Origin of the sequence: Brucella sp. JSBI001 (genome assembly GCF_026014005.1) — a bacterium.
GTDB lineage: Bacteria > Pseudomonadota > Alphaproteobacteria > Rhizobiales > Rhizobiaceae > Brucella > Brucella anthropi.
Genome location: NZ_CP110339.1, coordinates 2,092,250 through 2,114,205, shown reverse-complemented (window position 1 = coordinate 2,114,205; position 21,956 = coordinate 2,092,250). Strand labels below are relative to the sequence as shown.

Below are 21,956 nucleotides of genomic sequence, written 5' to 3'. Positions count from 1 at the left end.
ACTGTATCGCGTTGGGATATCGGGATCTCTTGAAAAAGGCACGAGATCGCGCATCAAGCAGGTGGGTTACATGTCTGTCTATCGTGTTCATCGTCTCGATACTGGAAACTAGCCAGCACGTCCGACACTCAGACGAGTGTCTAGGCCGAAATGCCCACCATTACCGGCATCTCGTAAACAGGAGAAATCATCATGTCCAAGCATATCCTCATTGTTGGCGCCGGTTTTGCCGGTGTTATGGCAGCATTGGCTGCCTCTCGGCTGAGGCACGAAAAGAGTGTGTCAGCTGAGGATTTGAAGATCACCGTCGTGTCCCCCGAACCTGAGCTGGTCATCCGCCCGAGACTCTATGAACCCGAGCCCGATAAGATGACGGCTCCTCTTGGGGATCTCTTCTCCGCTACTGAGATCAATTTCATTGCTGGTACAGTAGAAAAGATCGACGTTGCTGGTAGCCAAGTTGCGATCATAGATGGCAACGGTCGAAGTGTCCTACAATCCTATGACAGACTCGTGCTTGCTGCTGGCAGTCGCGGTTTTCAGCCACCAATCCCCGGGCTTGAGGAATACGGCTTTGCCTCCAACCATCTTGAAGAAGCTGTAATACTGGATCAGCATCTGCACAGGCTTGCTGATCATCCGGCAAGCCCCGCACGAGACACAATTGTGGTAGGCGGAGCGGGTTTCACAGGATTGGAAGTCGCTACCGAACTCGAAACGCGGCTGCGTGGTATTCTGGGTTCGAAGGCTCGTCCGCGCATCATCATTGTGGACAGGAATCCGCATGTCGCTCCGGCAATGGGAGAAAATCCACGTCCATATATTGAGCAGCGTCTCAAAGAACTTGGTATAGAGACCCGATTAAACACGGGAATTGCAAAACTCGACGAGAATTCAGTAACGCTTGATAACGGAGAACGGATCGAGACGGCGACAGTTATCTGGTCGGGAGGCATGCGCGCCTCTCCCCTCACAAGTCAGCTCGACGCAGAAAGAGACCAGCTCGGACGTATCATAGTGGAACCGGACCTTCGCGTACCTGGTCACGCTCAGATTTTCGCGACTGGAGATACCGCAAAAGCGGCAACGGACAATGAGGGAAATTTCTCGCTGATGTCCTGTCAGCATGCACGACGACTTGGCGCATTTGCAGGCCATAATGCAGCCGCAGAACTTTTAGGCGAGCCGACCTTGGCGTATAATCAGCCCGCATATGTTGTTTGCCTTGATCTCGGCGCTGACGCTGCAATTTTTACACGCGGATGGTCTGGCAAAGTCGAAATCACCGGCACTGACGCGAAGAAGGTGAAACAAGAGATTAATACGGTCTGGATTTATCCACCAGCTCCGGACCGGACCACAGCATATGAGAATGTTCATATAGCACGGACCGTCGATTTCTAGTCCTTTCAATCAACTTGGTCAGTTATAAACTCAAACTTATATGAAACTGGTCGTGCGTGAGAAACGCACGACCAGCCTGAGACTTATTCAACCGCTTGGGGAAACTCTGCTTCATAGTCGGCGCATCCGGTTTCTTTGCCGGTTTCGTCGTCCATGGTTTCAGCTGTAGCTTCCTCCGCGATCCGAAGGGGGACAGGGAGCCATCCGCTAACGGAAGCAAGGCGCTCTGCGATCAAGACCGCTTCGCCTTTTAGCGGCTCGGACAGCAAGTTCCGTTTGGGAGCAAAGCCATAGCGCTTCATTAACGCCACGAGCAGTCGCTTTGCTGCCCCTTTATCACGCCGCTTCTGCAAGATTTCTTCTAGAACGGTGTCGTTTTGATCCACCACACGCCAGAGCCAGAATTTCTCTCCAGCGATTTTGACGACCACTTTGTCCAAATACCAAATATCGCCGGGGCGCGCCTGACACCGCCACACGTTGCGTGCGATCTGAGGTCCGAACTTGGCGATCCAGCGACGAACTGTCTCGCATGACACGTCGGTTGCACGCCCAACCAGCATTTCCTCAATTTCACGCAGACTAAGGTTGAACCGCAGATAAAACCACACCGCATGAGCAACAATCTGCGGCGGCAAACGGGGACCCTTAAAGCTTATATCTGATGACTGCATCGCCAAAATTTACGCCCAACCCGTCAGGCAGGCAACTGCAGCCCAGTTAACGTGACAACACAGATTTGCGCAGCATAACCTTATTTGTTGCAAAACGGGATCGCAAAGGCGTTTTCCGCTTTACTTTTTTGGCTATCCAGAATCGGCTTTTTAGGTGCGGGCGGGAGGGGAGCACGAGGGGAGGGGCCGAAGGGGCTCCCTTCGACCGGGCCCTGATTTAAGGGACCGGCTTTCGGAATTATTCGCGAAAGGTGTGGGAAAATGGTCTTCGCGAAAGCACCTATTTCGGCCTGATCATAAACGCTGGCAATGTCGCCTCAGCGGGAAGATCGGTGTCAATCGGAACGGAATATTCACCCCCTTTACTTGTCCAATATTGACCCCCCGATTACGGATTAGCACTTGGCCTGCCCGACGCTGGCCGGGGTTGCAAAGGGTAGGCCAAGTGCGGGTGATTAGCTGTTTCGGCTTTAGCTTTGAGAGCGGTTTTTAAAGCGCCATGAATCGTTGCCTGTCTCTACGATTTCGCAATGGTGCGTCAGGCGATCTAAAAGTGCAGTTGTCATTTTGCATCGCCAAAGACGGTCGGCCACTCGCCGAACGCCAGATTGGTCGTAACGATAATCGAGGTTCGCTCGTAGAGCTTGCTTATAAGATGGAACAGCAACTGCCCGCCTGCCTGAGCGAATGGCAAGTACCCCAGCTCGTCGAGAATAACAAAGTCGAGACGGTTGAGATATTCTGCGGTCCTGCCTTGCTTCCCGTTGCGTGTTTCAGTTTCAAGTCGATTGACCAGATCAACCACATTGAAGAAACGGCCACGTGTGCCATTGCGAATGAGTGCGCGCGCAATGGCAATAGCCAGATGGCTTTTTCCTGTTCCCGTGCCACCAACCAGAACGACATTTCTTTGATCGCTAACAAAAATGCCTGTGGCCAACTCGCGAACCAAACCTTCGTTGATTGGGGTGCCGGTAAAGTCGAAGTCCTCAATGTCCTTAGCAAGAGGTAATTTGGCTATGCTGAGCTGGTATCGAATGGAACGTGCTTGCTTTTCTGCAATTTCCGACTGCAACAACTCACCCACAATACGTGGCGGTTCGTGCTGCCGTTTTATTCCATTCCCATCACCTCATCATAAGCGCTGCGCATACCATAGAGCTTCAGCGTTCCCATGAGTTCAAGTACCTGCGTGCGTTCCATCAGCTTGCCCTCCTAAGACTGTCATAGCGTGAACAGTCGGCGATTGGTTCATGCATCAATCGAAGTGCGTCGGGGAGTTGGAGTGTGGGAGTTGGAGCCGGGTCTCGACTGCGTGCGAGAATGTTGATGATAACTGCCGCAGAATACACGTTATGATCAAGCGCTTCCTGACATGCAGCATCGACATTAGCCAATCCGTCGGAAGGTACGCATGCGAGGATGGTGACCATCTGCCGATCACCATCGTGAGCGCTCTGCAAACGTTTGCGGATTTTCTCCATTGCGGCTGGCAAAACCCAATCGCGGAAAGGTGCGCCATTGCGTAGAGCGCCAGGTTTTCGAGCAAGAACAGGCACATAATGCCATGGGTCGTAGATCGTTTCACCTCGATGAAAGCTACGCGTATGCTCTGCGACCTTCACACCATCCTGCCGTATGACGATCCGATCTGCATAGGCATGAACTTCTACAGGACGACCAACTGCAGTTGAAAGAACCGAGTATTTATTGTTGTCAAAACGGACGGTGCAGGTTTTTGATATCGACGCTGGAACACAGTGAAAGCCGTCGAAGGGGCCAATATATGGTACAAGACTTTTGCGTTCTTCCTCAAATACCTGCCAGATCATGCGCTGGGTTTGTTCAGGATGGCGGTGTGCTTTTGCATAAGCGATACATTTATCGAGGAGCCAGACATTGAGTTCCTCCAAACTTTTGACCCGTAAACGCGGTGTAAAGCGCTCTCGAACCAAGCCAACCTGGTTCTCAACCTGTCCCTTCTCCCAACCTGATGCCGGAGTACAGGCAACAGGCTGAATAAGGTAATGACTGCACATTTGCTGGAACCGACGATTATACTGCCGCTCTTTCCCAACAAAAATGGCATCAACAGCCGTTTTCATATTGTCGTATATACCGCGCGTACAAGCGCCACGGAAAACACAAAAGCCTTATCATGTGCATCGAACACCATTTCCTGGCTTTCGCGCATGTAAGCCCGCGCAAACATCATCCGGCTATGACACAATCGAACGTGCGCAACCTTGATTGTCGTCGTCACACCATTGAGCCGAATAATCTCATGGCTCCAATCGAACTGATAAGCTTCGCCTGGCGCGTAATAGAGCGGAACGTAGGCGTCACTCGCCACTAATCCGCGCTTCTTAGACCAGGATTTGGCATAGCGGCGGACGGTGTCATAGCTGCCTTCATAGCCCAGCGACCGAACTTCTTCATAAATGCGGATAAGCGTCAACCGCTCACGAGATGCCTTACCTTCGTTGGAAACAAGAAAACGTTCAACGTCTCCTTTCCAAGGCTCCATCCTCGGAAAGGGCTGATGTTCACGTTTGTAACAAAACTCCGTCGCATCAGATCGCAGTATTTTGCGAACCGTATTACGAGAAACATGAAGCTCTCTGGTGATCTTCTTTACCGACCAGCCTTGAACATGGAAGGCGCGCCGGACACGAGCAATCGTATCCACTCTTTTCAACTCCCTACTCCATCCGCTGACTAAAGTCAGATCCTCGGATGAAATCTAGCGGGGGTCAAAATTGAATAAGTATTCGCCCGCTAGTGGGGTCAATATTCCACGCCGAAACACAGATTACGCAAAAGCGATTGCATGATCGCGCCTGAAAGCGCGAGGCCTGCACCGCAAAATGCTGCTACCAATGCACGGCTCAGACGGTAATCCCAGATCACCGTCTCATGAATGCGATTAATCTCGACAGAACTCCATCCCAGGCGATTGGTTATCGCTGCAAAGGTTGTCGATAAAGGGATCGGCAAGTCGCCAATACCGACGCTGATACCCACCACGAATCCGATTGCGATAAGCGACGCCAGCAGCATTATGCTGAAAGCACCCCAGTGCCTTAAAGACTGGCCAGAAACACTCACTTGAGAATACCGAGCGCTTTTAACTGTTCGGCGAGCTGCTCTGCACCGTAAATCGTACGGATGGTCGGGTTCATGGCTTGACCATCCATGACGGCGATGGCCTTGTTCTTGACCGCTGGCATCTGGCTCACCGCAGGGTCTGTATTAAGAAACTGAATCTTGGCTTCAGGCTTGTCGAGCTCCCAACGATTACGGTCGAGATTCGCAACAACAATCACATCAGGGTTCGCGGCGATAATGCTTTCCCAACCAAGCGTCGGCCATTCGGCTTCTGCCTTGATAGCATTCTCGCCGCCCAGAACGTCAGCGATGAAGCTCGATGCGCCATTTCCGCCGCCCAAATAAGCGTCTGCGGATGGCGATGGGCTGGAGAACCAGAATAGGTAAGAAAGTTTCTTACCGCTTGCAGGAACGCTTGCGCGCAAAGCTGCCTCGCGTGCCTTGAAATCAGAAATGAGCGCCTGACCACGATCTGAAACATCGAAAATCTGTGAGAGTTCGTCGATTTCCTTATACAGAAGCTCCATGTTCCATAGTTTGTCGCGGCTGCCATACTCATCCTTGACTTGCTCTGTACTCAGACACGTGCTTGGCGAAAGATAGGTTGGAACACCGACCTTATCGAAATCGTCGCGCTTTGCGACCTTGCTATTTGGTCCGATCAGGCTTGGAAGGGCCGCCGCTACAAAATCCGGGTTCTCTGCAAGGATGGATTCAAATGTCGGGAATTCAACAGTCAGAAGTTTCACCTTGGAATTGGCAGCCTCGAGCTGCGGTAAAACCTTGCTTGGCCAGAACGCGGTTCCCGCCATTTTGTCTTCAAGGCCCAGCAGCAACAATATTTCGGCGCTGTTTTGACCAAGGCCGATAGCGCGTTCAGGCGCCTTTTGGAATGTAACTTTCGCTCCGCAATTATCCAGTGTCAGGGGGTACTGCGTGGCAGCTTCCGCTGGGTTGTTTTGAAGAGCGAACAAGGCGACAAAACTCGTAGCGGCCAGAAGGGTTTTCATTGCGGTCACTGATAATATCCCGAATTGCGAGTGGCGGTTTGCCGTTAGCCGTGTGAAACTGGCTTCTCTATAATCCGAATGATAATTTTGAAACAAGAGTTAATTAGTCTTGTTTATCCCTTGATTGACGAAGCAGGGCACCAAGAGACAACAGATTTTGTGCTTGCGGCGAAAGAAGGTCAAAAGGGATGGATAGCGCTCGTACTTTATAAAAACGGGAAGTGTTGTTGCCACCTCGAGAGAAGTTTTTGACTGGCAATGAAACAGACTGTCGAAAAAATGCTTCGCGTTTTCGGCAGGTTGAACTGACCTATTAATCTGTCCGTAGTTACCCAAAACACCCTGGCCAATATTTAACATGACGGTTACTTATGAAGTGAATAAGAAAGAGCACTCATATAACGGATCTCAAATAAGCCGAACTATCGCAAATTTCCATATAACAGTCATCAATCGATGCGAACACCAGTGGTAGGATCAAACAGATGCATCCGTTCGAATGAGATACCCAGTTCGACGACATCGCCCACTGCTAGCGACATCTCGCTGTCAATCACAGCCATCAATTTCTCGGATCCAACCTCAAACCCAACATGGGATTGTGCACCGGTTGGCTCGATCAAACGCACTTTCGCCGGAATGCCGCCATCACGCTTGACTTCCAGATGTTCAGGACGCAGACCTAGCACAACTTTGCCGCTTCTATCAGTGTCGCTGTCGGGCATTTCCAGTTTCGAACCGCTTGCCAGACGAATAGCGGCACCTGATGAACTATGCTCGACCGTCGCTTCAAGAAAGTTCATGGCTGGCGAACCGATGAAGCCCGCGACGAAGATATTGGCGGGTTTTGTGTAAAGTTCCATTGGCGTGCCTTGTTGCTCGATCCGCCCCTTGTTAAGCACCACCACTCTATCGGCCAGTGTCATCGCCTCAATCTGATCATGCGTGACATAGATCGACGTGATTTTTACCTTCTGATGCAGTTCCTTGATCTCTGCTCGCATCAAGACGCGCAATTTAGCATCCAGATTGGAAAGCGGCTCATCAAACAGAAAGACAGAAGGCTTTCGCACAATGGCGCGCCCCATTGCAACGCGCTGGCGCTGGCCTCCCGATAACTGGTGCGGTTTGCGGTCCAATAGGGCCGTCAGATCGAGCATCCGAGCTGCTTCCCCGACCCGATCCCGTATTTCCGCTTTCGAGCGGCCCGCAAGTTGAAGGTTGAACGCAATGTTGTCAAAGACAGACATATGCGGATAAAGCGCATAATTCTGGAAAACCATGGCAACATCGCGCTCACTAGGATTAGCACGGTTCACATTCCTGTCGCCAATATGCAGATCACCGGATGTGATTTGTTCAAGACCGGCGATCATGCGCAGTAAAGTCGACTTACCGCATCCCGAAGGTCCGACAAGCGCAACAAATTCAGCATCCGCAATCGTAAGATCGATGCTTGGAATGACTTCTACATTGCCATAGGATTTTTGAATTGAACGAAGTTCGACCGAGGCCATGAAGTCACCCTTTCTGCCGATTGGCCGGCGAAGACTGCCGATCCGCGACGAGAACTGCAAGATCGGGTCGATCCGTCGTCAACTGACCGATTGGCTTGCTCAACCAATGTTCTAGCTCAGTTTCTGTGTTTGGCACCCAACATCCAAGCCTTGGCGTCCCTACCTCCGCAACACACTGATCCAATATAATCTCCAGCAAGGTCTTCTCGAAGGCCAGCACCGTTGCAACATCGTTGCCGCGCTTGAGCACTTTTTCAAATCCACCGAAAAACTCCGCCGAGCGCCGGTCAATCGACATCAGCAACTGCTGGTCTGGAAATTTCATACGGACATCTTCCAGCACTTCCGGCACGAAGCAGGTGAGGAAGACACGATCCAGCATATTACGCTCTTGAGCAAGCGTGATGATCTTTTCGGGCATACCCGGATAGGGCCTTCCCCGCTCATCGATCTTGATCTCCAGCTCGAGCTCCAGCTTGGTGGGAGCGAAGATATCCAGCACAGCCGCTAGAGTGGGTATGGTTTGACCGCGGCTGTCGTTCAAGAGGACTTTTCCAAGCGCCTCTGCGCTTTGCGCTTGAACCGGTCCTCTGCCATTGGTGGTGCGATCAAGCAATGGGTCATGGATCACAACCGGCACACCATCGGAACTCAAATGTACGTCGAGTTCCACTGCATCGACATCCAAAGCAAGCAGGTTTTGAAAGCCCGCGATACTATTTTCCGCCCACAGATTACGCCCACCGCGATGACCAATGATCTTCACCATTTTTGTATTCTCCAATTGTTCATTATTTGCCACTGTCGACGAGACCCTTCACGAACCATCGCTGCATGATGAGGATCACCAGCACGGGCGGAAGCATGGTCCAAAGCGAGGCGTTCATGAGAAGGTGCCATGTCGGAAGACCATCCGACTGCGGCATGACCTGTTTCAAACCGACAACGGCGGTAGCCATATTGGGGTCTGTCGTCATCAACAACGGCCACAGATACTGGTTCCAGCCCATCAGAAAGAGAATGATCGACAATGCCACGATGTTCGACCGGGAAAGTGGAAGCAGAATGCGGAAGAAGAATTGCATCGGTTTGGCGCCGTCAATCCGCGCTGCTTCGCACAGATCGTCAGGAATTGTCAGAAAGAACTGCCTGAACAAAAATGTCGCCGTTGCTGAAGCGATGATAGGCAGGATAAGTCCAGGATAGGTGTTCACCATGTTCCAGTTCAGCTCGACCGAAATGCCGAGCCAAGCAAAGATGATATTCAGCGGCAGCGCCATATTGGCTGCTGATTCATAGGTTGGGACAATTCGCACCTCAATCGGCAGCATCATCGATATGAATATCAGCCAGAAGGCGGTCATTCGGAACGGAAAGCGGAAATAGGTGACTGCAAAGGCGGCAAGTACCGACAAAGCCAGTTTTCCGACAGTAATTCCGAGCGCGACGATAAACGTGTTCACCAAAAGCTGCCCGAAACTGATCGTTGTCAGAACTTCCAGCGAATTGAACAAAAACTGATCGCCCGGCAGCCAACTCATCGGGACTTTCAACACATCCTGCTGGCTCAACGAACCCGTGACCATCACGAAATAAAGTGGTAGGCAAACCAACACGATCCCGATTATGAGAACGGCATGGCAAACCACATCCAATATCGGTGTGCGTTCGTTCATGATTTACACCGCATAATTGACGCGCCGTTCGACCAGGCGAAACTGCGCGAATGTGAGGGCGAGAGCGAGGATCATCAAAATGACCGACTGCGCAGCAGAAGAGCCCATGTCCAGATTGACGAAGCCATCCTGATAGACCTTATAGACAAGGATCGAAGTCGCCCCTGCCGGTCCGCCTCGTGTGGTCGCATCGATAATCGCAAATGTGTCGAACAAGCCGTAGACGAAGTTGATGACAATCAGGAAGAACAGCGTAGGCGCGATCATCGGCAAGGAAATGCGCTGGAACCGTCGAATGGGTCCCGCGCCATCGATGGCGGCAGATTCCAGGATCGAACGCGGTACGGCCAACAGGGCGGCGACGATAAAAATGTAATTGTAGCAAATGTGTTTCCACGATGCTGCAAGAATGATGAGGATCATCGCATCGGTAGTGTTCTTCGTCGGGTCCCAACCGATACCCAGCATGTGCAGTATTTGCGCGATGGGTCCGACACGGGTGTTGAACAGAAATGCCAGCATTATGCCCGCAACTGCAGGAGCGATAGCATAAGGAAGCAGCAGGATCGTACGATAAGCGCCACGAGCACGAATGACATGGTTGGTCGCGAAAGCAAACAGCAACGCAACCGAAAGCGTGATTGCATTCTGCGCCAGCGTGAACCAGAGCGTCATTTTGGCCGACATCCAGTAGGACGGGCTGGCGAGCAATGCCGCAAAGTTCGAGAAACCAACCCATTGCACTGAACCGCCAAACGGATCATTGAGCTGAAACGCCTGGATTAGCGCCCTGAATGACGGAATGAAGAAGAAGAACAGCAAGACGAGCATTTGTGGCGCCAGTAATAGGACTGGCGTTTTCCATTCTCGAAAATGCGCGCGTTTCAGGCCGCTTTCCTGCCGCTCCCCCAAAGAGGAGGGCAGATGGAAAGCTCCTCCATCTTGTGCTTTCATTGCCTTATTTTCCTGCGCTTAGCTTTTCAAAGCGGCGAAGCACTTCATTGCCGCGCATGACAGCGGAATCTAACGCTTCCTGTGCCGGCTTCTGCCCCAATGACGCTGCCATCACTTCTTCCATAATGAAGATATTGGCCTGATTGGAGTTACCGAAGCGAAAGCCCAGAGAATTATCGGAGTTTGGCTTACGCATAAGCTGTTCAATCGCAATGGCGCGGGTGGGATGCTGTTCGAAATAGCCTTCGCTTTTCAGCGCTTCATAGGCCGTCGTCGTAACGGGAACATAGCCGGTGTTTTTGCTCCACCACACCTGAGTTTCCGGCTTTGCTAGAAAATCGAAGAAAGCGGCAGCACCTTTATATTCATCATCAGAATGACCCTTCATTGCCCATAGAGCGCCACCACCGATGACGCTGTTATGTGCTGTTCTGTCCTTTTCATGGGGAAGAAAAGTCGCATTCCACGGGAATTTTGCTGAAGCCTCCACTGCTGCATGAGACGCAGTCGATGCAATAATCGTCGAACAGGTGCCTGAGGTGAACAACTGAACCGGCTGAATTCCCTGACCCGCGATTTCCATGACACCGCTCGAAACAAGGTCATGCATGCGCTTCACTTGACGGGTCAGAGACTTGTTGAAGACAAACTCGGTATCGATGCCGTCGATGCCATTGCGCTTTGTGCCATAGGGGTAGTCGTTCACGGCAGCGTAGTTTTCTAGAAAGCTCCACTCATAGTCACCCGGCAAAACCATGGCACACTTCGAAATGCCCTTGTCATGGATCGCGTGCAACTGTTGTGTCAGCTCATCCCAGTTATCAGCTGGCTTTTCAAAGCCTGTGGCCTTAAAATGATCCTGATTGTACCAGAGGATTGGTGTTGACGAGTTGAATGGCAGAGCCTGCAACTTGCCCTTGTCGCTATAGTAAGCGGCAACCGGTGCAATCACCGTACTCCAGTCGATAGTGTAGCCTTCCTTGGCCATCAGGTCGGCGACGGGTATTACTGCCGATGAATTCAGCATGGTCAAAAATGCGCGCTCATTGGTTTGCACAATGACCGGCGCGCGCTTCGCGCGATAGGCTGCAATCATCGCATTGATAAGCTCTTCGTATTTGCCCTTATTGACCGGGACAATTTCATACTCATCCTGAGAATCATTGAACTTCTTCGAAAGTTCATTCACGCGCTCATTGAGCACGCCTCCCATCGCATGCCAGAATTCGATCTGCGTTTTTGCCTCAGCCGTTATGCTGGACAGCATTGAACAGCCCAACATTAAGGAAGCCACTAAAAGACGCTTCATCGTATCCTCCCATCTCGATCAAGTGCTTTTAGATTGAGCATACGCTCTGATAAGCGTTTGTCCAGCCCATAATTGAAGCGTCAAAATGATTACCCATATGGCCCTTTAATAAGCTTATAATTGCGCTGGGCGCGCAAGGCGATATTGCTCTTCCAAACGCGCCGTGTTTATCATACGCTCACATATCAATCATTTTCTCATGAGTCGCTCGATGGTTATCACCCCAATGAACCCTGCCTCGCTAGCATTCGATCTGGTCATTTTTGACTGTGACGGGGTGCTGGTCGACAGTGAGATCATCAGCTGCGGCGCAGTGGCCGATGTGCTGAGCAGGCACGGCGTACCGACGGACCTCAACTATGCCTTGCGGACTTTCCTGGGACGCCCGGCGTCGGCAGTGACCGATGCCTTCACGGAACAAACAAACAAGCCACTCCCCGACACATTTGTTTCAAGCTGGCGAGAGTATCTTTTTACGCGCTTTGAACAGGAACTGGTTGCCGTTGATGGAATTCGTTCGGCGATTGAAGCTATACCACTGCCCCGCTGCGTCGCCTCATCTAGCGATGAGGAACGACTTCAGATATCATTGGGGCGAACAGGTCTACTGCCACTTTTCGAAGGCAATATCTTCAGTACAACGATGGTTAAACACGGCAAGCCTGCTCCTGACCTCTTTCTTTATGCGGCCAGACAGATGGATGTGTCGGCCCCACGATGCGTCGTTGTCGAAGACAGCCCCAGCGGCGTGAAGGCTGCCAAGGCAGCGGGGATGACGGCTGTCGGATTTACCGGTGGGAGCCACTATTCGGTGCTGGACAATACTGAAACATTGCTTAATGCCGGTGCGGATCACATTTTGAAGCGTGCTGCCGACCTGCCTTCCCTACTGAGAGAAATTTCCGCCGATGGCCGATAACGACAAGCCCAGACTGGACGATGCCGCAAGAGCGGGTTGGCTTTATTATATTGCCGGCAAGACACAGGACGAGATCGCACAGATGCTGGGCGTTTCACGCCCGACGGCACAGAGATTTGTATCGCAATGCCGGTCTGAAGGGCTGATCACGTTTCGGATGAACCATCCAATAGCAAATTGCATGGAACTTGCAGGCAGGATGTCGGAGAAATTCGATCTAGCTTATTGCGACGTTGTTCCCTCGGAAGGGACTTGGCCGGAAGGCTCAATGACCGTCCCCGAAGCCGCTGCCGTTTTCATAGAGCGGCAGTTACGGTCCAGAACTGCCATTGTGATGGCGCTTGGCACCGGCCGCACTATGCGCGCCACGGTCCAGCGCGTTTCTCCACTCAACGGCTCGGTCCATCGACTGGTGTCACTGGTGGGGCATATTGGCATTGACGGATCGGCGAGCCCGTTCGACGCCTTGATCAAGCTTTCGGAAACAGTCAGCGCACAGCATTATCCGCTTCTTTTGCCGCTCTACCTATCTTCGGTGGAAGAAAGGGACGCGTTGCTGGCGATTGAGCCGGTGAGGCGCGTCCATCAACTCGCATCGACTGCCGATCTCTGGGTGACGGGGATCAGCGATCTGGCGGCGGATTCGCCACTTGCAAAGGAAGGGTTTCTGAGCCGCGATGAGCTTTTTGAACTTAACAGGCTCGGAGGCGTTGGCGAAATTTGCGGCTGGGCATTTGATATCGATGGGAAAATCGTCGAAGGTGCCACGAATTTGCGTATCACCAGCGTTGCGCCGCAGATCAATGTGAGCAGACAACGTATTTGCGTGGCTTCAGGTGAAAGGAAAGTGCAACCATTGTTGTCTGCGCTCCGCGGCAACGTAATCAACGGACTCATTACCGATGAAAACACCGCGATGAGTTTGCTGGCCCGATAATCCAACACCTTAATAAAAGCCTCGTTTGCATCGGTTCGACATATTCCTGTCGTCGGCGCTCTCACATTGTTTAGGGTTCTGGCGCGCCGGGACGTGTACGTTAGAGCTGGTTCCAAAAAACGGTTGGTAAGTTCAATCCACGCCATCATCTCTCCATCCAAATGCTCGCCAGCAATATGAACGACGGCTTCCCCCAACTAATCGCTACTATTCTCTGCGGTGCAGGATTGTTTCTATCCATGCCACATTGACGGTCTGCTGCACAGATCATAGAAGGCCTGTCGTAGCAATGCGTAAACAAGCTTGATACGAATTTGACTGGCAATCAAAGCCGCGATTGCCTGCTTAGTACCTTCATGCCGGTCGCTCGGGTGCTGTGGGTGAAAATCCGAAAAGGGGCGTCCAGTAGGGTTGTGTCACTATACAAGTTGGAAGAGATATCGGATTTAGACCTTTCGTTTACTTGACTGAATTAACGGTTAGAGCGGAATTTATTTCCGATGGAGTCAAGGTTGCTACCGAAGTGGGATATGCTGCACGACAATCCCCTGTTGTTATTCAGGGGGTTGTCGGATTTGGCAGATGTTTGGTATTGATTACTTGTAAGCGGAAACCACGATCTCTATCAGCGTATCACCACCCAGATCGGCAACGCCAACAGTTGCACGGGTTGGCAGCAGAGAAGGATCAATCCATTCCTTCCAGACCTTATCCATTTCAGGCTTCTTGTTGAGATCCGTTACGAAGATGGTTGCTGCCAGAAGCTTGGTCTTGTCCGTGCCTGCCTGCGCCAGATAGCTGTCGAGCTTGGCGAGGATTTCGCTAGTCTGACCGGCCATATCCAGGCTTTCGTCATCACAGGTGGTTCCACCGACATAGACAATGCCATTGTGTTCGACGACGCGATGCATAATCGGCGTCTGAATGAAACGCTCAGCCATAGTTTAGTCCTTTCAGATGGTTGGGGAGTTATCCGGTTGTTCGCCGGTGACGGCGAAAACAGCATCGGGGGTTTGAGGCAGTGCTGCGATTTCGCAGAGCGGTACCGGTTTCACCGGAGTGCGCAGACGATAGAAACCGACCGTTTGAGGTGCACGGTTTTGCACCTCGGCCAATATTTCCGTGACGGTGGAACTGCACATGCGACCCTGACAGGGACCCATGCCGCAGCGGAACATGGTTTTAAGCTGGTTGGGGCCGACAATATTGCAGGCCGCCGCGTCGCGGATTGCGCCTGCGGTCACTTCCTCGCAACGGCAGACAATCGTTTCCCGATCCATTGGCGCGCGAAATGCCTGTGCAGGCAGATAAAGCGCATCGATAAAGGCGCGACCGCGTTCGACGCGACGCGCTTGTGTATGCAGCTTAGCGATTTTCGAATTCAACGTTGAGGCCAATGCCGGAAAGATATCCTGACAGGCTGCGAGTGCTGCGATGCGCCCGCTCTGCTCGGCAACCAATGCACCGCCGATGCCGCTGCCGTCACCAGCAATGTAGATGGTCGGAATAGACGAACGCCCGCTGCCGTCGAGTTGCGGTTGAAAGCATTTCTGGCCGTCGTTCCAGACCAGAGCGCAGCCGGAAGCATTGGCGAGATTGTTATTGGGGATCACACCGTGATGCAGGAATACGCTATCGACCGCGAGCCTGTTTGTTTTGCCCTTTGCCGAAAAGCAGATCGCTTCCGCTTCGTCTTTTCCTTCAATGGCGATATCGGTGACACCGGAATAAACTGGTACCGACTTGCGTACCTTTAAGAGAAGCGAAAGCCCCTTCAAGGCATAGGGCGAGAAAAGGAACGAAAACAGGCTTGGCGCGGCTTTCATGTAATTTGCGCTGGGAGTCGTATCGAGCAATGCAGCAACCTTGCCGCCCGCCTGCAACAGCTGCGCGGCGAACATGTAGAGCAGCGGGCCGGTTCCCGCCAGAACCACATTTCCGTTGGGCAGGAGGCCGGAAGCCTTCAACGCAATCTGTGCTGCGCCGATGGTCATAACACCCGGCAATGTCCAGCCCCTGACAGGCATCGGGCGCTCCATCGCACCGGTCGCGAAGATCACGCGGCGCGCTGAAATAATCCCGCTCTTGCCGCTTACCGATACGCGCAGATCAACGCCGTTGTTGTCGCCATCCTGTGGTTCCACACTCCAGACAAGGACCTGCGGCACATAGGTGGCATTGCTGGCGATAAACGCTTTCAGGACATCTTTGCCCCGCCAGTAGTCGGTGCCGAGAAACGGCCTGCGGGCAGTCGTATTGTGTTCGATGCCACGGTAAATCTGGCCGCCGGCGGCAGGGTTCTCATCGAACAGAACCACATTAGCGCCAGCGGCGCTTGCCTCTGCGGCTGCCGACATGCCTGCTGGTCCCGCGCCGATAATGGCGAGGTCATAAAACGCGTTGAGCGCATGAATACTGGAAACTCTCTTGAGCATTGTCGTCATGGTTCCACCCGACGCGCACCGGTCTGGGAAGAAATGATCATTCCATTGGCCACAAGCGTCATGCAAGCCTGGCGGTTCTGAACACCATCAATGGTGACCAGACATTCAAAGCAGATGCCCATCAGGCAATAGGGCGCTCGCGGTTGATCACCAACGACGCTGTTTCTGAGCCGGTTGATACCCTCTCCAAGCAGCGCTGCGGCGACAGTTACATTGGCAGATACCGTCAAGGTACGCGCATCGAATGTGATCGTTACGGTTTCCTCTGGTGTCTCAGTTTTAAGAAACATTTTAGGAGACATGAAACCTCCGGCCGGAGAATGCATCACCAGCAAGTTGTTTGGCATCGGCTGCTATTTCCTGCGCCAGGATCAGGGCATGGTTGGCTGCAAGCGTGACGCCGGAATGGCACATGACGGCGTAAGCCCCCGGGTGGCTTTCGGACTGTTCGTAAATCGGCAGGCCGTCCGGTGTCTTGATCCGAAACCCGGTCCAACTGCGAATGACATTGACCTCGGCCAGATGTGGGAATGTCCGCACTGCTCTGTTGGCCAGAACCGCGTTGATATCCTGATTGGTGGCGATCCGATCCGTGTGAGTTTCCTGACTGTCGCCGATCATAACGCCGCCTTCATCCGCTTGCCGCAGCGTGGCCGCTGTATAGGGGAAGAAGGGCGCGCATTTCTCCGTTACAAGAATTTGGCCTTTGCTACGCACAACTGGCGTAGCAAGACCGACACTCTTGGCAAGCTCTGCATTGCCGTTGCCCGCTGCCAGAATGACGCGCTCGGTGAAGACTTCACCCCATGCGCCACTCAGGAGAAAGCCGCCGTTTTGCGGAGTGATGGACGAGACTTCACAATGCGGTTCATAGGAAGCGCCGAGTTTGATTATGCCTGTATGCAAGGCGCGAAACAGGCGCAGTGAATTCACGTCGCCGTCCATCGGCGAATAGATCGAGCCGATCACATCCCGACCGATGGAGGGGACCATTTTGGCCGTTTCCTGATGGTTGAGCACGACATGTTCGGGGGCGTCATTGCCAAGCTCCCGCGCTACTGTCGCGACGTCTTCGGCAAACATTTGAAGCTCGCGCTTGTCGAGGCAAAAGGTGAAAGCGCCTGTCTGTTTCAACGCGACATCAAGGCCGGCGACATCCCGCAATTCATCTGCGAAAGCGGGCCACAGGCGCGCCGATTGCATTGTCCAACGGGCATAGTGTGGTGCGCCTACGCCTTTGCCCTGTACCCAAATGAGCGCGAAATTGGCACGGGATGCGCGCAGGGACAGATCTTCCCCATCGAGAAGCATTGGACGCAGACCGGATCGGGCGAGACCCCAGGCGATGGCAGAGCCAACCAGTCCCGCTCCGATAATGACTATGTTTTGGTCCGGCAATCTGCGCATTCGTAAATTCAATCTGTTGTCACAGCGTCGTCAGTGGTGGGCCAGACGAGGGGCTGGCCCGATTGTGTTGGTTCAGTTTTGCGGGCTTACGTCCACTTTGAACCACTTCTCGGAAAGCTTTTTCACCGTGCCGTCGGCAATTGCTGCCTGAATGGCTGTATCGAAGCGACTCTTCAGGGCGGTATCTTCCTTGCGCAGACCGACGCCGATCATGCCGAAGACTTTGCCGGAAAACAGCGGCCCGGCCAGCTTCGCGCCCTTCATGTCGTCCTTTTCCAGCGCAGCTGCAAGAACCGTCGCATTGGCGACAACCGCATCCACACGTCCGCTGGTCAGGTCGAAATTGTGCTCTTCGGCGGTCTTGTACTCACGGACATCCGCGCCATCCTTGAAATATTGTTCCATGAAGGCCGAAGCGGTTGTGGAACCCTGAACGCCGACGGTCTTGCCGTTGATTTTCCTGGCGATTGCTTCGAGAGCCGGCTTGGCTGCATCGGAATCGACATTCAGCGGCTTGCCGCCTTCCGGCATATCGGCGAGGTCGCTGTCTTCCATGACTGCGAAGGAATTGATGGCCGCCGCATAAGGCGACGAAAACGCGATCACTTCCTCACGCTTCGGTGTGATGCTCATGCCCGCCATGATGGCGTCATACTTGCCCGCGGTCAGCGATGGAATGATGCCGTCCCAGTTCTGGGCGGTAATTTCGCATTTCGCTTTCAGGCGCTCGCAAAGGTTTTTGGCAAGATCAATCTCGAAGCCTTCCAGCACGCCGTTCGGGCCGGAAAAATTCCACGGCGCATAAGCACCCTCGGTCGCGATGCGCACGATATCTTCGGCCTGCGCGGTCGGTGCGACGGCGAGAACGCCGAGGACGGAAAGGACGAATTTCAGTTTCATATGTTCACCTCTGTTAAAAACCGATCGATCGGTTCATGCGTTTTGTTTGGAAATGAATTGCCGGAACCGTTCGCTTTTGGGGTTGCCAAAAACCTCGTCGGGCGTGCCTTCTTCTTCAATCAGGCCCTGACGCAGAAACACGACACGGCTGGACACATCCCGGGCGAAGCCCATCTCGTGGGTCACAACCAGCATGGTGCGTCCCTCTGCCGCCAGATCGCGCATGACCTTCAGCACCTCTGCCACCAGCTCTGGATCCAGTGCGGAGGTTGGTTCATCAAACAGCATGATCTTCGGACGCATTGCCAACGCGCGGGCAATCGCCGCGCGTTGCTGCTGCCCGCCGGAAAGATGTGCGGGATAGAAGTTGCGCTTATCGGCAATGCCGACACGCTCCAGCAGTGCTTCAGCCTCGGCAATGCTCTCCGATCGGTTTCGCTTCTGTACATGGACAGGCGCTTCGATCAGATTTTCGAGGATAGTCAGGTGCGACCACAGATTGAACGACTGAAATACCATCGTCGCCTGACCGCGCAGCCGCTGAACCTGTTTCACATCGGCTGGACGAGGCGCGCGTCCGGGCTGTTGGTCGAGCTTGTATGCCTCGCCGTGAATAGCTACGCTACCAGCATCCGGTACTTCCAGCATATTGATGCAGCGCAGCAGTGTGGATTTGCCGGAACCTGACGCGCCCAGAATGGAGATGACTTCACCCTGGTGGGCCTGCAATGAAACGGAATGCAGAACCTTGTGCGCGCCATAGCATTTTTCGAGGTTCTTGATCTCGACCGCAGGCGTTTCGAAACTTTGCATTATGAGTTTCCTCCGGCGGCATGCACGATGACAGGCTGACGCTGGGCCGCCGACAGGCGGTATTCCAGCAGTTTGAAGATTCTGGTGACCACGAAATTCAAGAGGAGATAGATCGCGCCCGCGCAGATAAAGACTTCGACAGGGCGGTAGGTGGCAGAAATCAGCTTGGCCGCCAGCCCTGTTACTTCCATCATGGTGATGGTTGATGCCAGCGCCGTGGACTTCACCATCAAGATAACTTCATTCGAATAGGCGGGCAGCATCTGCCGCAGGGCCTGTGGGGCCAGAATACGACGGACGAGGGTGAAGCCGCTCATGCCATAAGCACGCGCTGCTTCGATCTGCCCAGTCGCGACCGACAGAACGCCGCCTCGTATGATTTCGGCGCTATAGGCAGCCGTATTGAGTGCAAGGGCCAAGACCGCGCACCAATAGGGTTCGCGTAGAAACGGCCAGAGAAAGCTCCTGCGCAGTTCGGGAAACTGGCTGAGACCGTAATAGATGATGTAGAGTTGGACCAGCAGCGGGGTGCCGCGCAGCACGAAGATGTAACCTCGCGCAATGAGGTCCAGTATCAGATTACCCGACAGACGCATCGTGGCCAGTATCGTCGCCAGCACGGCGCCACTGATAACTGATAGCGCCATTAGCTGCAGCGTCAGCGGAATACCGCGACAAAGCTCAACGAAACTGTCGAACATGAACGGGAGGTCGAGAAAGTTCATACCGCCCTCCGGATGCCGCGCATGGCGCGTTTTTCGGCCGTCTTGAACAACAGGCCCGATACGAATGTGATGACAAGGTAAAGCAGCCCGGCGGTCAGAAAGAATGTAAACGGTTTGCGGGTCGATCCGGCGCCAATTTGGGCTTGACGCATCAGTTCAACCAGTCCAACGACAGAAATCAGTGCGGATTCCTTCAAGACGAGTTGCCAGACATTGCCGATGCCCGGAATGGCAAAACGTGCTGCCTGCGGAACCATGATACGGCGGAACAGTAGGTGCGTTGGCATGCCATAGGCCTTGGCGGCCTCGATCTCGCCTTTAGGGAGTGCAAGTACGGCACCGCGATAGACTTCGGCTTGATACGCGCCCGAAACCACGCCAATGGCCAGCGCACCGGTTATGAAAATTGGCGCACTTACGAAACCGTGCCCGCCGAACAATGCTCCAATTTGGCTCAACACAGCGCTACTGCCGAAATAGAATAGGTAAATGACGAGAAGATCGGGGATGCCGCGAAGCACCGTCGAATATCCGTCAGCCGCAATTCTCAGAATACGCTGGGATGAAAATGAAGAGGCAGCGGCAACAATGCCAAACACCGCGCCTGCTGCGAAACCGCAGAAAGCTACTGCAAGTGTCATGCCGGTAGCCCGGAGCATATCGTAGCCCCAGCCGTCTTCGGCAAAACCCATCAAATCCAGATATGCGCTGACCGCACCCAACTGCTTTGTTCCCTTTTTTTGTCCGGTGCATCGTCACGCCGGTACGTTTATGGGAGTGGTTTGACAGCGGGACTTAATACAGTCAAATTCGAAATGAAGCCCAGAGCATAACCAAATATTATGGTGAAACATGAACCTGCGTCAGGTCGAAGCGTTCCGCACTGTCATGCTGACGGGTAAAATGACGGCTGCAGCGGAACTGATGGCGATCACCCAACCTGCCGTAAGCCGCCTGATCCGCGACTTTGAAATCGACACGAAACTCAAACTGTTCAACCGGCGTGGGAACCAGTTGACGCCAACGCAGGCGGCCATGACGCTGTTGCAGGAAGTCGAGCGGGCCTATGTCGGGCTCAATCGCATCAGGAGTTTCGCCGATGAGATCAGCCGTCAGAATGCGGGCATGTTGCGTATTGCTGCCATGCCTGCGCTTGCAAATGGGATCATGCCGCGCTTCCTCGCCCGATTTCTCAGGGAGCGTCCCAATATCCACGCTTCTTTGAACGGCATTTCATCCGCTCTGGTTGTGGAGGCCGTCGCATCGGGTCAGGTCGATCTTGGTTTTGCCGACGGTCCGCTCGACAGACCCGGTTTCGATATCGAAACGAGGGCGATACCGGCCGTCGTTGCAGTTCCATTGGGACATCGTCTTGCAGATTATTCGGAAGTTTCCCCGGAGGATCTCGCTAATGAACGCATGATCACGCTGGAGCCGGGTTCGCTGTTTGCCATGCGTGTAGAGGTTGCGCTTGCACGCATCACACGGTCGGCCACCATCGAGACCCGCCTTTCGCACACAGCGCTGACACTCGTCGCTGAAGGTGTCGGCATAACAATCATTGATCCGTCCTCAGCAACGGATTTTCGCGGACGTGGAGTGGCGATCCGACCTTTTACGACCTTTGTCGATGCTGGCTTTCTGGTCATCCGCCGGAGTAACGGTCCTGACAACAGCCTGGCTCAACGTTTTATAGATGAGTTCTGGGCCTATCATGAGACGTTGCTGGCGGATGAATGAGGGGCACGCGCGGCCGCTGTATCAGCGCAGAGGAGGCTTGTACCCTTCCAACAGCGTGCATGCGTTGAATTTGGCAGAACAAACTGAGATTGCGCGGGTGTGCCAGCCGCACGAGACGGCGGGCAAGATCAGGGCGATCAATCGTGGTATTGAAGAAGAACCTCAGCGCCGACACGACACTGTTCATCGTCGGCACCGGGACGACCTCGCTTTGCTGCCATATCTGGAAGCGGCGCAAATCATCCACGGACTTGGTATAGGGAGGCCTCCCGAGAAAACTGGCAAGTCGTGCGATATCGCGCAGATAGTTGCGTTGGGTCTCGTGCCCGAAGTGGCGCAGGTTCATGTCGTCGATCAGGCGTTGACGAAGTGGGCTGATCGCGGGCGAATTCGGTTGGTTGTGCATGGTCAGGCTCCTT

Annotated in this window: 20 protein-coding genes and 3 pseudogenes; 4 read left to right on the top strand and 19 right to left on the bottom strand. The window is 53.5% G+C overall.

The features are described from left to right. The first annotated feature begins 192 nt into the window (after positions 1-192). Positions 193-1,404 carry an NAD(P)/FAD-dependent oxidoreductase gene (locus tag LJ361_RS09950; RefSeq protein WP_264813438.1) on the top strand — a complete coding sequence of 404 codons (1,212 nt, stop codon included), beginning with the start codon at positions 193-195 and terminating at the stop codon, positions 1,402-1,404. Between the two features lie 83 nt (positions 1,405-1,487). Here the strand turns inward: LJ361_RS09950 and LJ361_RS09945 are convergent, their stop codons facing one another. The 10 genes and pseudogenes from LJ361_RS09945 to LJ361_RS09900 form a co-directional block, all read right to left on the bottom strand. After that, positions 1,488-2,078: an IS6 family transposase gene (locus LJ361_RS09945; RefSeq protein WP_264813591.1), complete on the bottom strand. Its 591-nt coding sequence runs from the start codon at positions 2,076-2,078 to the stop codon at positions 1,488-1,490. A 470-nt stretch (positions 2,079-2,548) separates the two neighbouring features. Beyond that, positions 2,549-3,281 (bottom strand): annotated as a pseudogene (istB, locus tag LJ361_RS09940) (IS21-like element helper ATPase IstB). Next, positions 3,281-4,776 (bottom strand): annotated as a pseudogene (gene istA / locus LJ361_RS09935) (IS21 family transposase). The pseudogenes istB and istA overlap by 1 nt, the downstream one beginning before the upstream one ends. 113 nt (positions 4,777-4,889) lie before the next feature. Further along, positions 4,890-5,138, bottom strand: a pseudogene (locus LJ361_RS09930) (iron chelate uptake ABC transporter family permease subunit); the annotation flags it as partial. Between the two features lie 44 nt (positions 5,139-5,182). Continuing rightward, the gene (locus LJ361_RS09925) at positions 5,183-6,205 is read right to left on the bottom strand and encodes an ABC transporter substrate-binding protein (RefSeq protein ID WP_036586968.1); all 1,023 of its coding nucleotides are present in this window, start codon (positions 6,203-6,205) and stop codon (positions 5,183-5,185) included. Between the two features lie 440 nt (positions 6,206-6,645). Continuing rightward, positions 6,646-7,713, bottom strand: a complete 1,068-nt coding sequence (locus tag LJ361_RS09920) for an ABC transporter ATP-binding protein (protein ID WP_063620580.1) — start codon at positions 7,711-7,713, stop codon at positions 6,646-6,648. Positions 7,714-7,717: 4 nt separating this feature from the next. Beyond that, on the bottom strand, positions 7,718-8,482 hold the full coding sequence (locus LJ361_RS09915; protein WP_036586970.1) for a glycerophosphodiester phosphodiesterase family protein: 765 nt from the start codon (positions 8,480-8,482) through the stop codon (positions 7,718-7,720). A gap of 22 nt (positions 8,483-8,504) precedes the next feature. Then, positions 8,505-9,389, bottom strand: coding sequence for a sn-glycerol-3-phosphate ABC transporter permease UgpE (gene ugpE / locus LJ361_RS09910; protein ID WP_036586972.1), 885 nt, complete (start codon positions 9,387-9,389; stop codon positions 8,505-8,507). A 3-nt stretch (positions 9,390-9,392) separates the two neighbouring features. Further along, on the bottom strand, positions 9,393-10,343 hold the full coding sequence (locus LJ361_RS09905; RefSeq protein ID WP_043062508.1) for an ABC transporter permease subunit: 951 nt from the start codon (positions 10,341-10,343) through the stop codon (positions 9,393-9,395). A gap of 4 nt (positions 10,344-10,347) precedes the next feature. Further along, entirely contained in the window at positions 10,348-11,652 is a 1,305-nt protein-coding gene (locus tag LJ361_RS09900; protein WP_043062507.1) for an extracellular solute-binding protein, read from the bottom strand. Positions 11,653-11,863: 211 nt separating this feature from the next. On the opposite strand from LJ361_RS09900, the gene LJ361_RS09895 reads away from it, so the two are divergent. Together LJ361_RS09895 and LJ361_RS09890 are read left to right on the top strand one after the other, a co-directional pair. Continuing rightward, positions 11,864-12,571 carry an HAD family hydrolase gene (locus tag LJ361_RS09895; protein ID WP_235916876.1) on the top strand — a complete coding sequence of 236 codons (708 nt, stop codon included), beginning with the start codon at positions 11,864-11,866 and terminating at the stop codon, positions 12,569-12,571. Further along, positions 12,561-13,508: a sugar-binding transcriptional regulator gene (locus LJ361_RS09890; RefSeq protein ID WP_036586973.1), complete on the top strand. Its 948-nt coding sequence runs from the start codon at positions 12,561-12,563 to the stop codon at positions 13,506-13,508. The genes LJ361_RS09895 and LJ361_RS09890 overlap by 11 nt, the downstream gene beginning before the upstream one ends. Positions 13,509-14,104: 596 nt before the next feature. Here the strand turns inward: LJ361_RS09890 and LJ361_RS09885 are convergent. The 8 genes from LJ361_RS09885 to LJ361_RS09850 all read right to left on the bottom strand — a co-directional run bounded on the left by LJ361_RS09885 (position 14,105) and on the right by LJ361_RS09850 (position 20,489). Continuing rightward, entirely contained in the window at positions 14,105-14,449 is a 345-nt protein-coding gene (locus LJ361_RS09885) for a RidA family protein (RefSeq protein ID WP_006468219.1), read from the bottom strand. Between the two features lie 12 nt (positions 14,450-14,461). Then, positions 14,462-15,952 carry an NAD(P)/FAD-dependent oxidoreductase gene (locus LJ361_RS09880; RefSeq protein ID WP_151607182.1) on the bottom strand — a complete coding sequence of 497 codons (1,491 nt, stop codon included), beginning with the start codon at positions 15,950-15,952 and terminating at the stop codon, positions 14,462-14,464. Further along, on the bottom strand, positions 15,949-16,242 hold the full coding sequence (locus tag LJ361_RS09875; protein WP_151607433.1) for a (2Fe-2S)-binding protein: 294 nt from the start codon (positions 16,240-16,242) through the stop codon (positions 15,949-15,951). The genes LJ361_RS09880 and LJ361_RS09875 overlap by 4 nt, the downstream gene beginning before the upstream one ends. A 1-nt stretch (position 16,243) precedes the next feature. Next, positions 16,244-17,359 (bottom strand): NAD(P)/FAD-dependent oxidoreductase, encoded by a 1,116-nt coding sequence (locus tag LJ361_RS09870; RefSeq protein ID WP_036586999.1) that lies wholly within the window; start codon positions 17,357-17,359, stop codon positions 16,244-16,246. 72 nt (positions 17,360-17,431) lie between these two features. Next, on the bottom strand, positions 17,432-18,259 hold the full coding sequence (locus tag LJ361_RS09865) for a lysine/arginine/ornithine ABC transporter substrate-binding protein (RefSeq protein WP_209418694.1): 828 nt from the start codon (positions 18,257-18,259) through the stop codon (positions 17,432-17,434). 33 nt (positions 18,260-18,292) lie between these two features. Next, entirely contained in the window at positions 18,293-19,072 is a 780-nt protein-coding gene (locus LJ361_RS09860; RefSeq protein ID WP_021585401.1) for an ABC transporter ATP-binding protein, read from the bottom strand. Beyond that, the gene (locus LJ361_RS09855; RefSeq protein WP_006468224.1) at positions 19,072-19,797 is read right to left on the bottom strand and encodes an ABC transporter permease; all 726 of its coding nucleotides are present in this window, start codon (positions 19,795-19,797) and stop codon (positions 19,072-19,074) included. Before LJ361_RS09855 ends, LJ361_RS09860 begins: the two co-directional genes overlap by 1 nt. Then, complete coding sequence (locus LJ361_RS09850) at positions 19,794-20,489, bottom strand: ABC transporter permease (RefSeq protein WP_036587203.1); 696 nt, start codon at positions 20,487-20,489, stop codon at positions 19,794-19,796. The genes LJ361_RS09855 and LJ361_RS09850 overlap by 4 nt, the downstream gene beginning before the upstream one ends. Before the next feature lie 160 nt (positions 20,490-20,649). Here LJ361_RS09850 and LJ361_RS09845 point away from each other — a divergent pair, with 160 nt between their 5' ends. Then, entirely contained in the window at positions 20,650-21,537 is an 888-nt protein-coding gene (locus tag LJ361_RS09845; protein ID WP_071630288.1) for a LysR substrate-binding domain-containing protein, read from the top strand. On the opposite strand, the gene LJ361_RS09840 is transcribed toward LJ361_RS09845, so the two are convergent. Continuing rightward, complete coding sequence (locus LJ361_RS09840) at positions 21,488-21,883, bottom strand: phage integrase N-terminal SAM-like domain-containing protein (protein WP_235817416.1); 396 nt, start codon at positions 21,881-21,883, stop codon at positions 21,488-21,490. The two genes, LJ361_RS09845 and LJ361_RS09840, sit on opposite strands and share 50 nt — an antisense overlap. Positions 21,884-21,956 lie beyond the last annotated feature (73 nt).

Excerpts from the sequence above, each read along its gene's own strand:
- LJ361_RS09850 (WP_036587203.1), bottom strand. The coding sequence starts at position 20,489 with ATGGGTTTTGCCGAAGACGGCTGGGGCTACGATATGCTCCGGGCTACC.
- LJ361_RS09845 (WP_071630288.1), top strand. The coding sequence starts at position 20,650 with ATGAACCTGCGTCAGGTCGAAGCGTTCCGCACTGTCATGCTGACGGGT.
- LJ361_RS09840 (WP_235817416.1), bottom strand. The coding sequence starts at position 21,883 with ATGAACCTGCGCCACTTCGGGCACGAGACCCAACGCAACTATCTGCGC.
- LJ361_RS09880 (WP_151607182.1), bottom strand. The coding sequence starts at position 15,952 with ATGACGACAATGCTCAAGAGAGTTTCCAGTATTCATGCGCTCAACGCG.
- LJ361_RS09895 (WP_235916876.1), top strand. The coding sequence starts at position 11,864 with ATGGTTATCACCCCAATGAACCCTGCCTCGCTAGCATTCGATCTGGTC.
- LJ361_RS09885 (WP_006468219.1), bottom strand. The coding sequence starts at position 14,449 with ATGGCTGAGCGTTTCATTCAGACGCCGATTATGCATCGCGTCGTCGAA.
- LJ361_RS09920 (WP_063620580.1), bottom strand. The coding sequence starts at position 7,713 with ATGGCCTCGGTCGAACTTCGTTCAATTCAAAAATCCTATGGCAATGTA.
- LJ361_RS09865 (WP_209418694.1), bottom strand. The coding sequence starts at position 18,259 with ATGAAACTGAAATTCGTCCTTTCCGTCCTCGGCGTTCTCGCCGTCGCA.
- LJ361_RS09870 (WP_036586999.1), bottom strand. The coding sequence starts at position 17,359 with ATGCGCAGATTGCCGGACCAAAACATAGTCATTATCGGAGCGGGACTG.
- ugpE (WP_036586972.1), bottom strand. The coding sequence starts at position 9,389 with ATGAACGAACGCACACCGATATTGGATGTGGTTTGCCATGCCGTTCTC.
- LJ361_RS09915 (WP_036586970.1), bottom strand. The coding sequence starts at position 8,482 with ATGGTGAAGATCATTGGTCATCGCGGTGGGCGTAATCTGTGGGCGGAA.
- LJ361_RS09950 (WP_264813438.1), top strand. The coding sequence starts at position 193 with ATGTCCAAGCATATCCTCATTGTTGGCGCCGGTTTTGCCGGTGTTATG.
- LJ361_RS09905 (WP_043062508.1), bottom strand. The coding sequence starts at position 10,343 with ATGAAAGCACAAGATGGAGGAGCTTTCCATCTGCCCTCCTCTTTGGGG.
- LJ361_RS09945 (WP_264813591.1), bottom strand. The coding sequence starts at position 2,078 with ATGCAGTCATCAGATATAAGCTTTAAGGGTCCCCGTTTGCCGCCGCAG.
- LJ361_RS09900 (WP_043062507.1), bottom strand. The coding sequence starts at position 11,652 with ATGAAGCGTCTTTTAGTGGCTTCCTTAATGTTGGGCTGTTCAATGCTG.
- LJ361_RS09860 (WP_021585401.1), bottom strand. The coding sequence starts at position 19,072 with ATGCAAAGTTTCGAAACGCCTGCGGTCGAGATCAAGAACCTCGAAAAA.
- LJ361_RS09875 (WP_151607433.1), bottom strand. The coding sequence starts at position 16,242 with ATGTTTCTTAAAACTGAGACACCAGAGGAAACCGTAACGATCACATTC.
- LJ361_RS09855 (WP_006468224.1), bottom strand. The coding sequence starts at position 19,797 with ATGAACTTTCTCGACCTCCCGTTCATGTTCGACAGTTTCGTTGAGCTT.
- LJ361_RS09890 (WP_036586973.1), top strand. The coding sequence starts at position 12,561 with ATGGCCGATAACGACAAGCCCAGACTGGACGATGCCGCAAGAGCGGGT.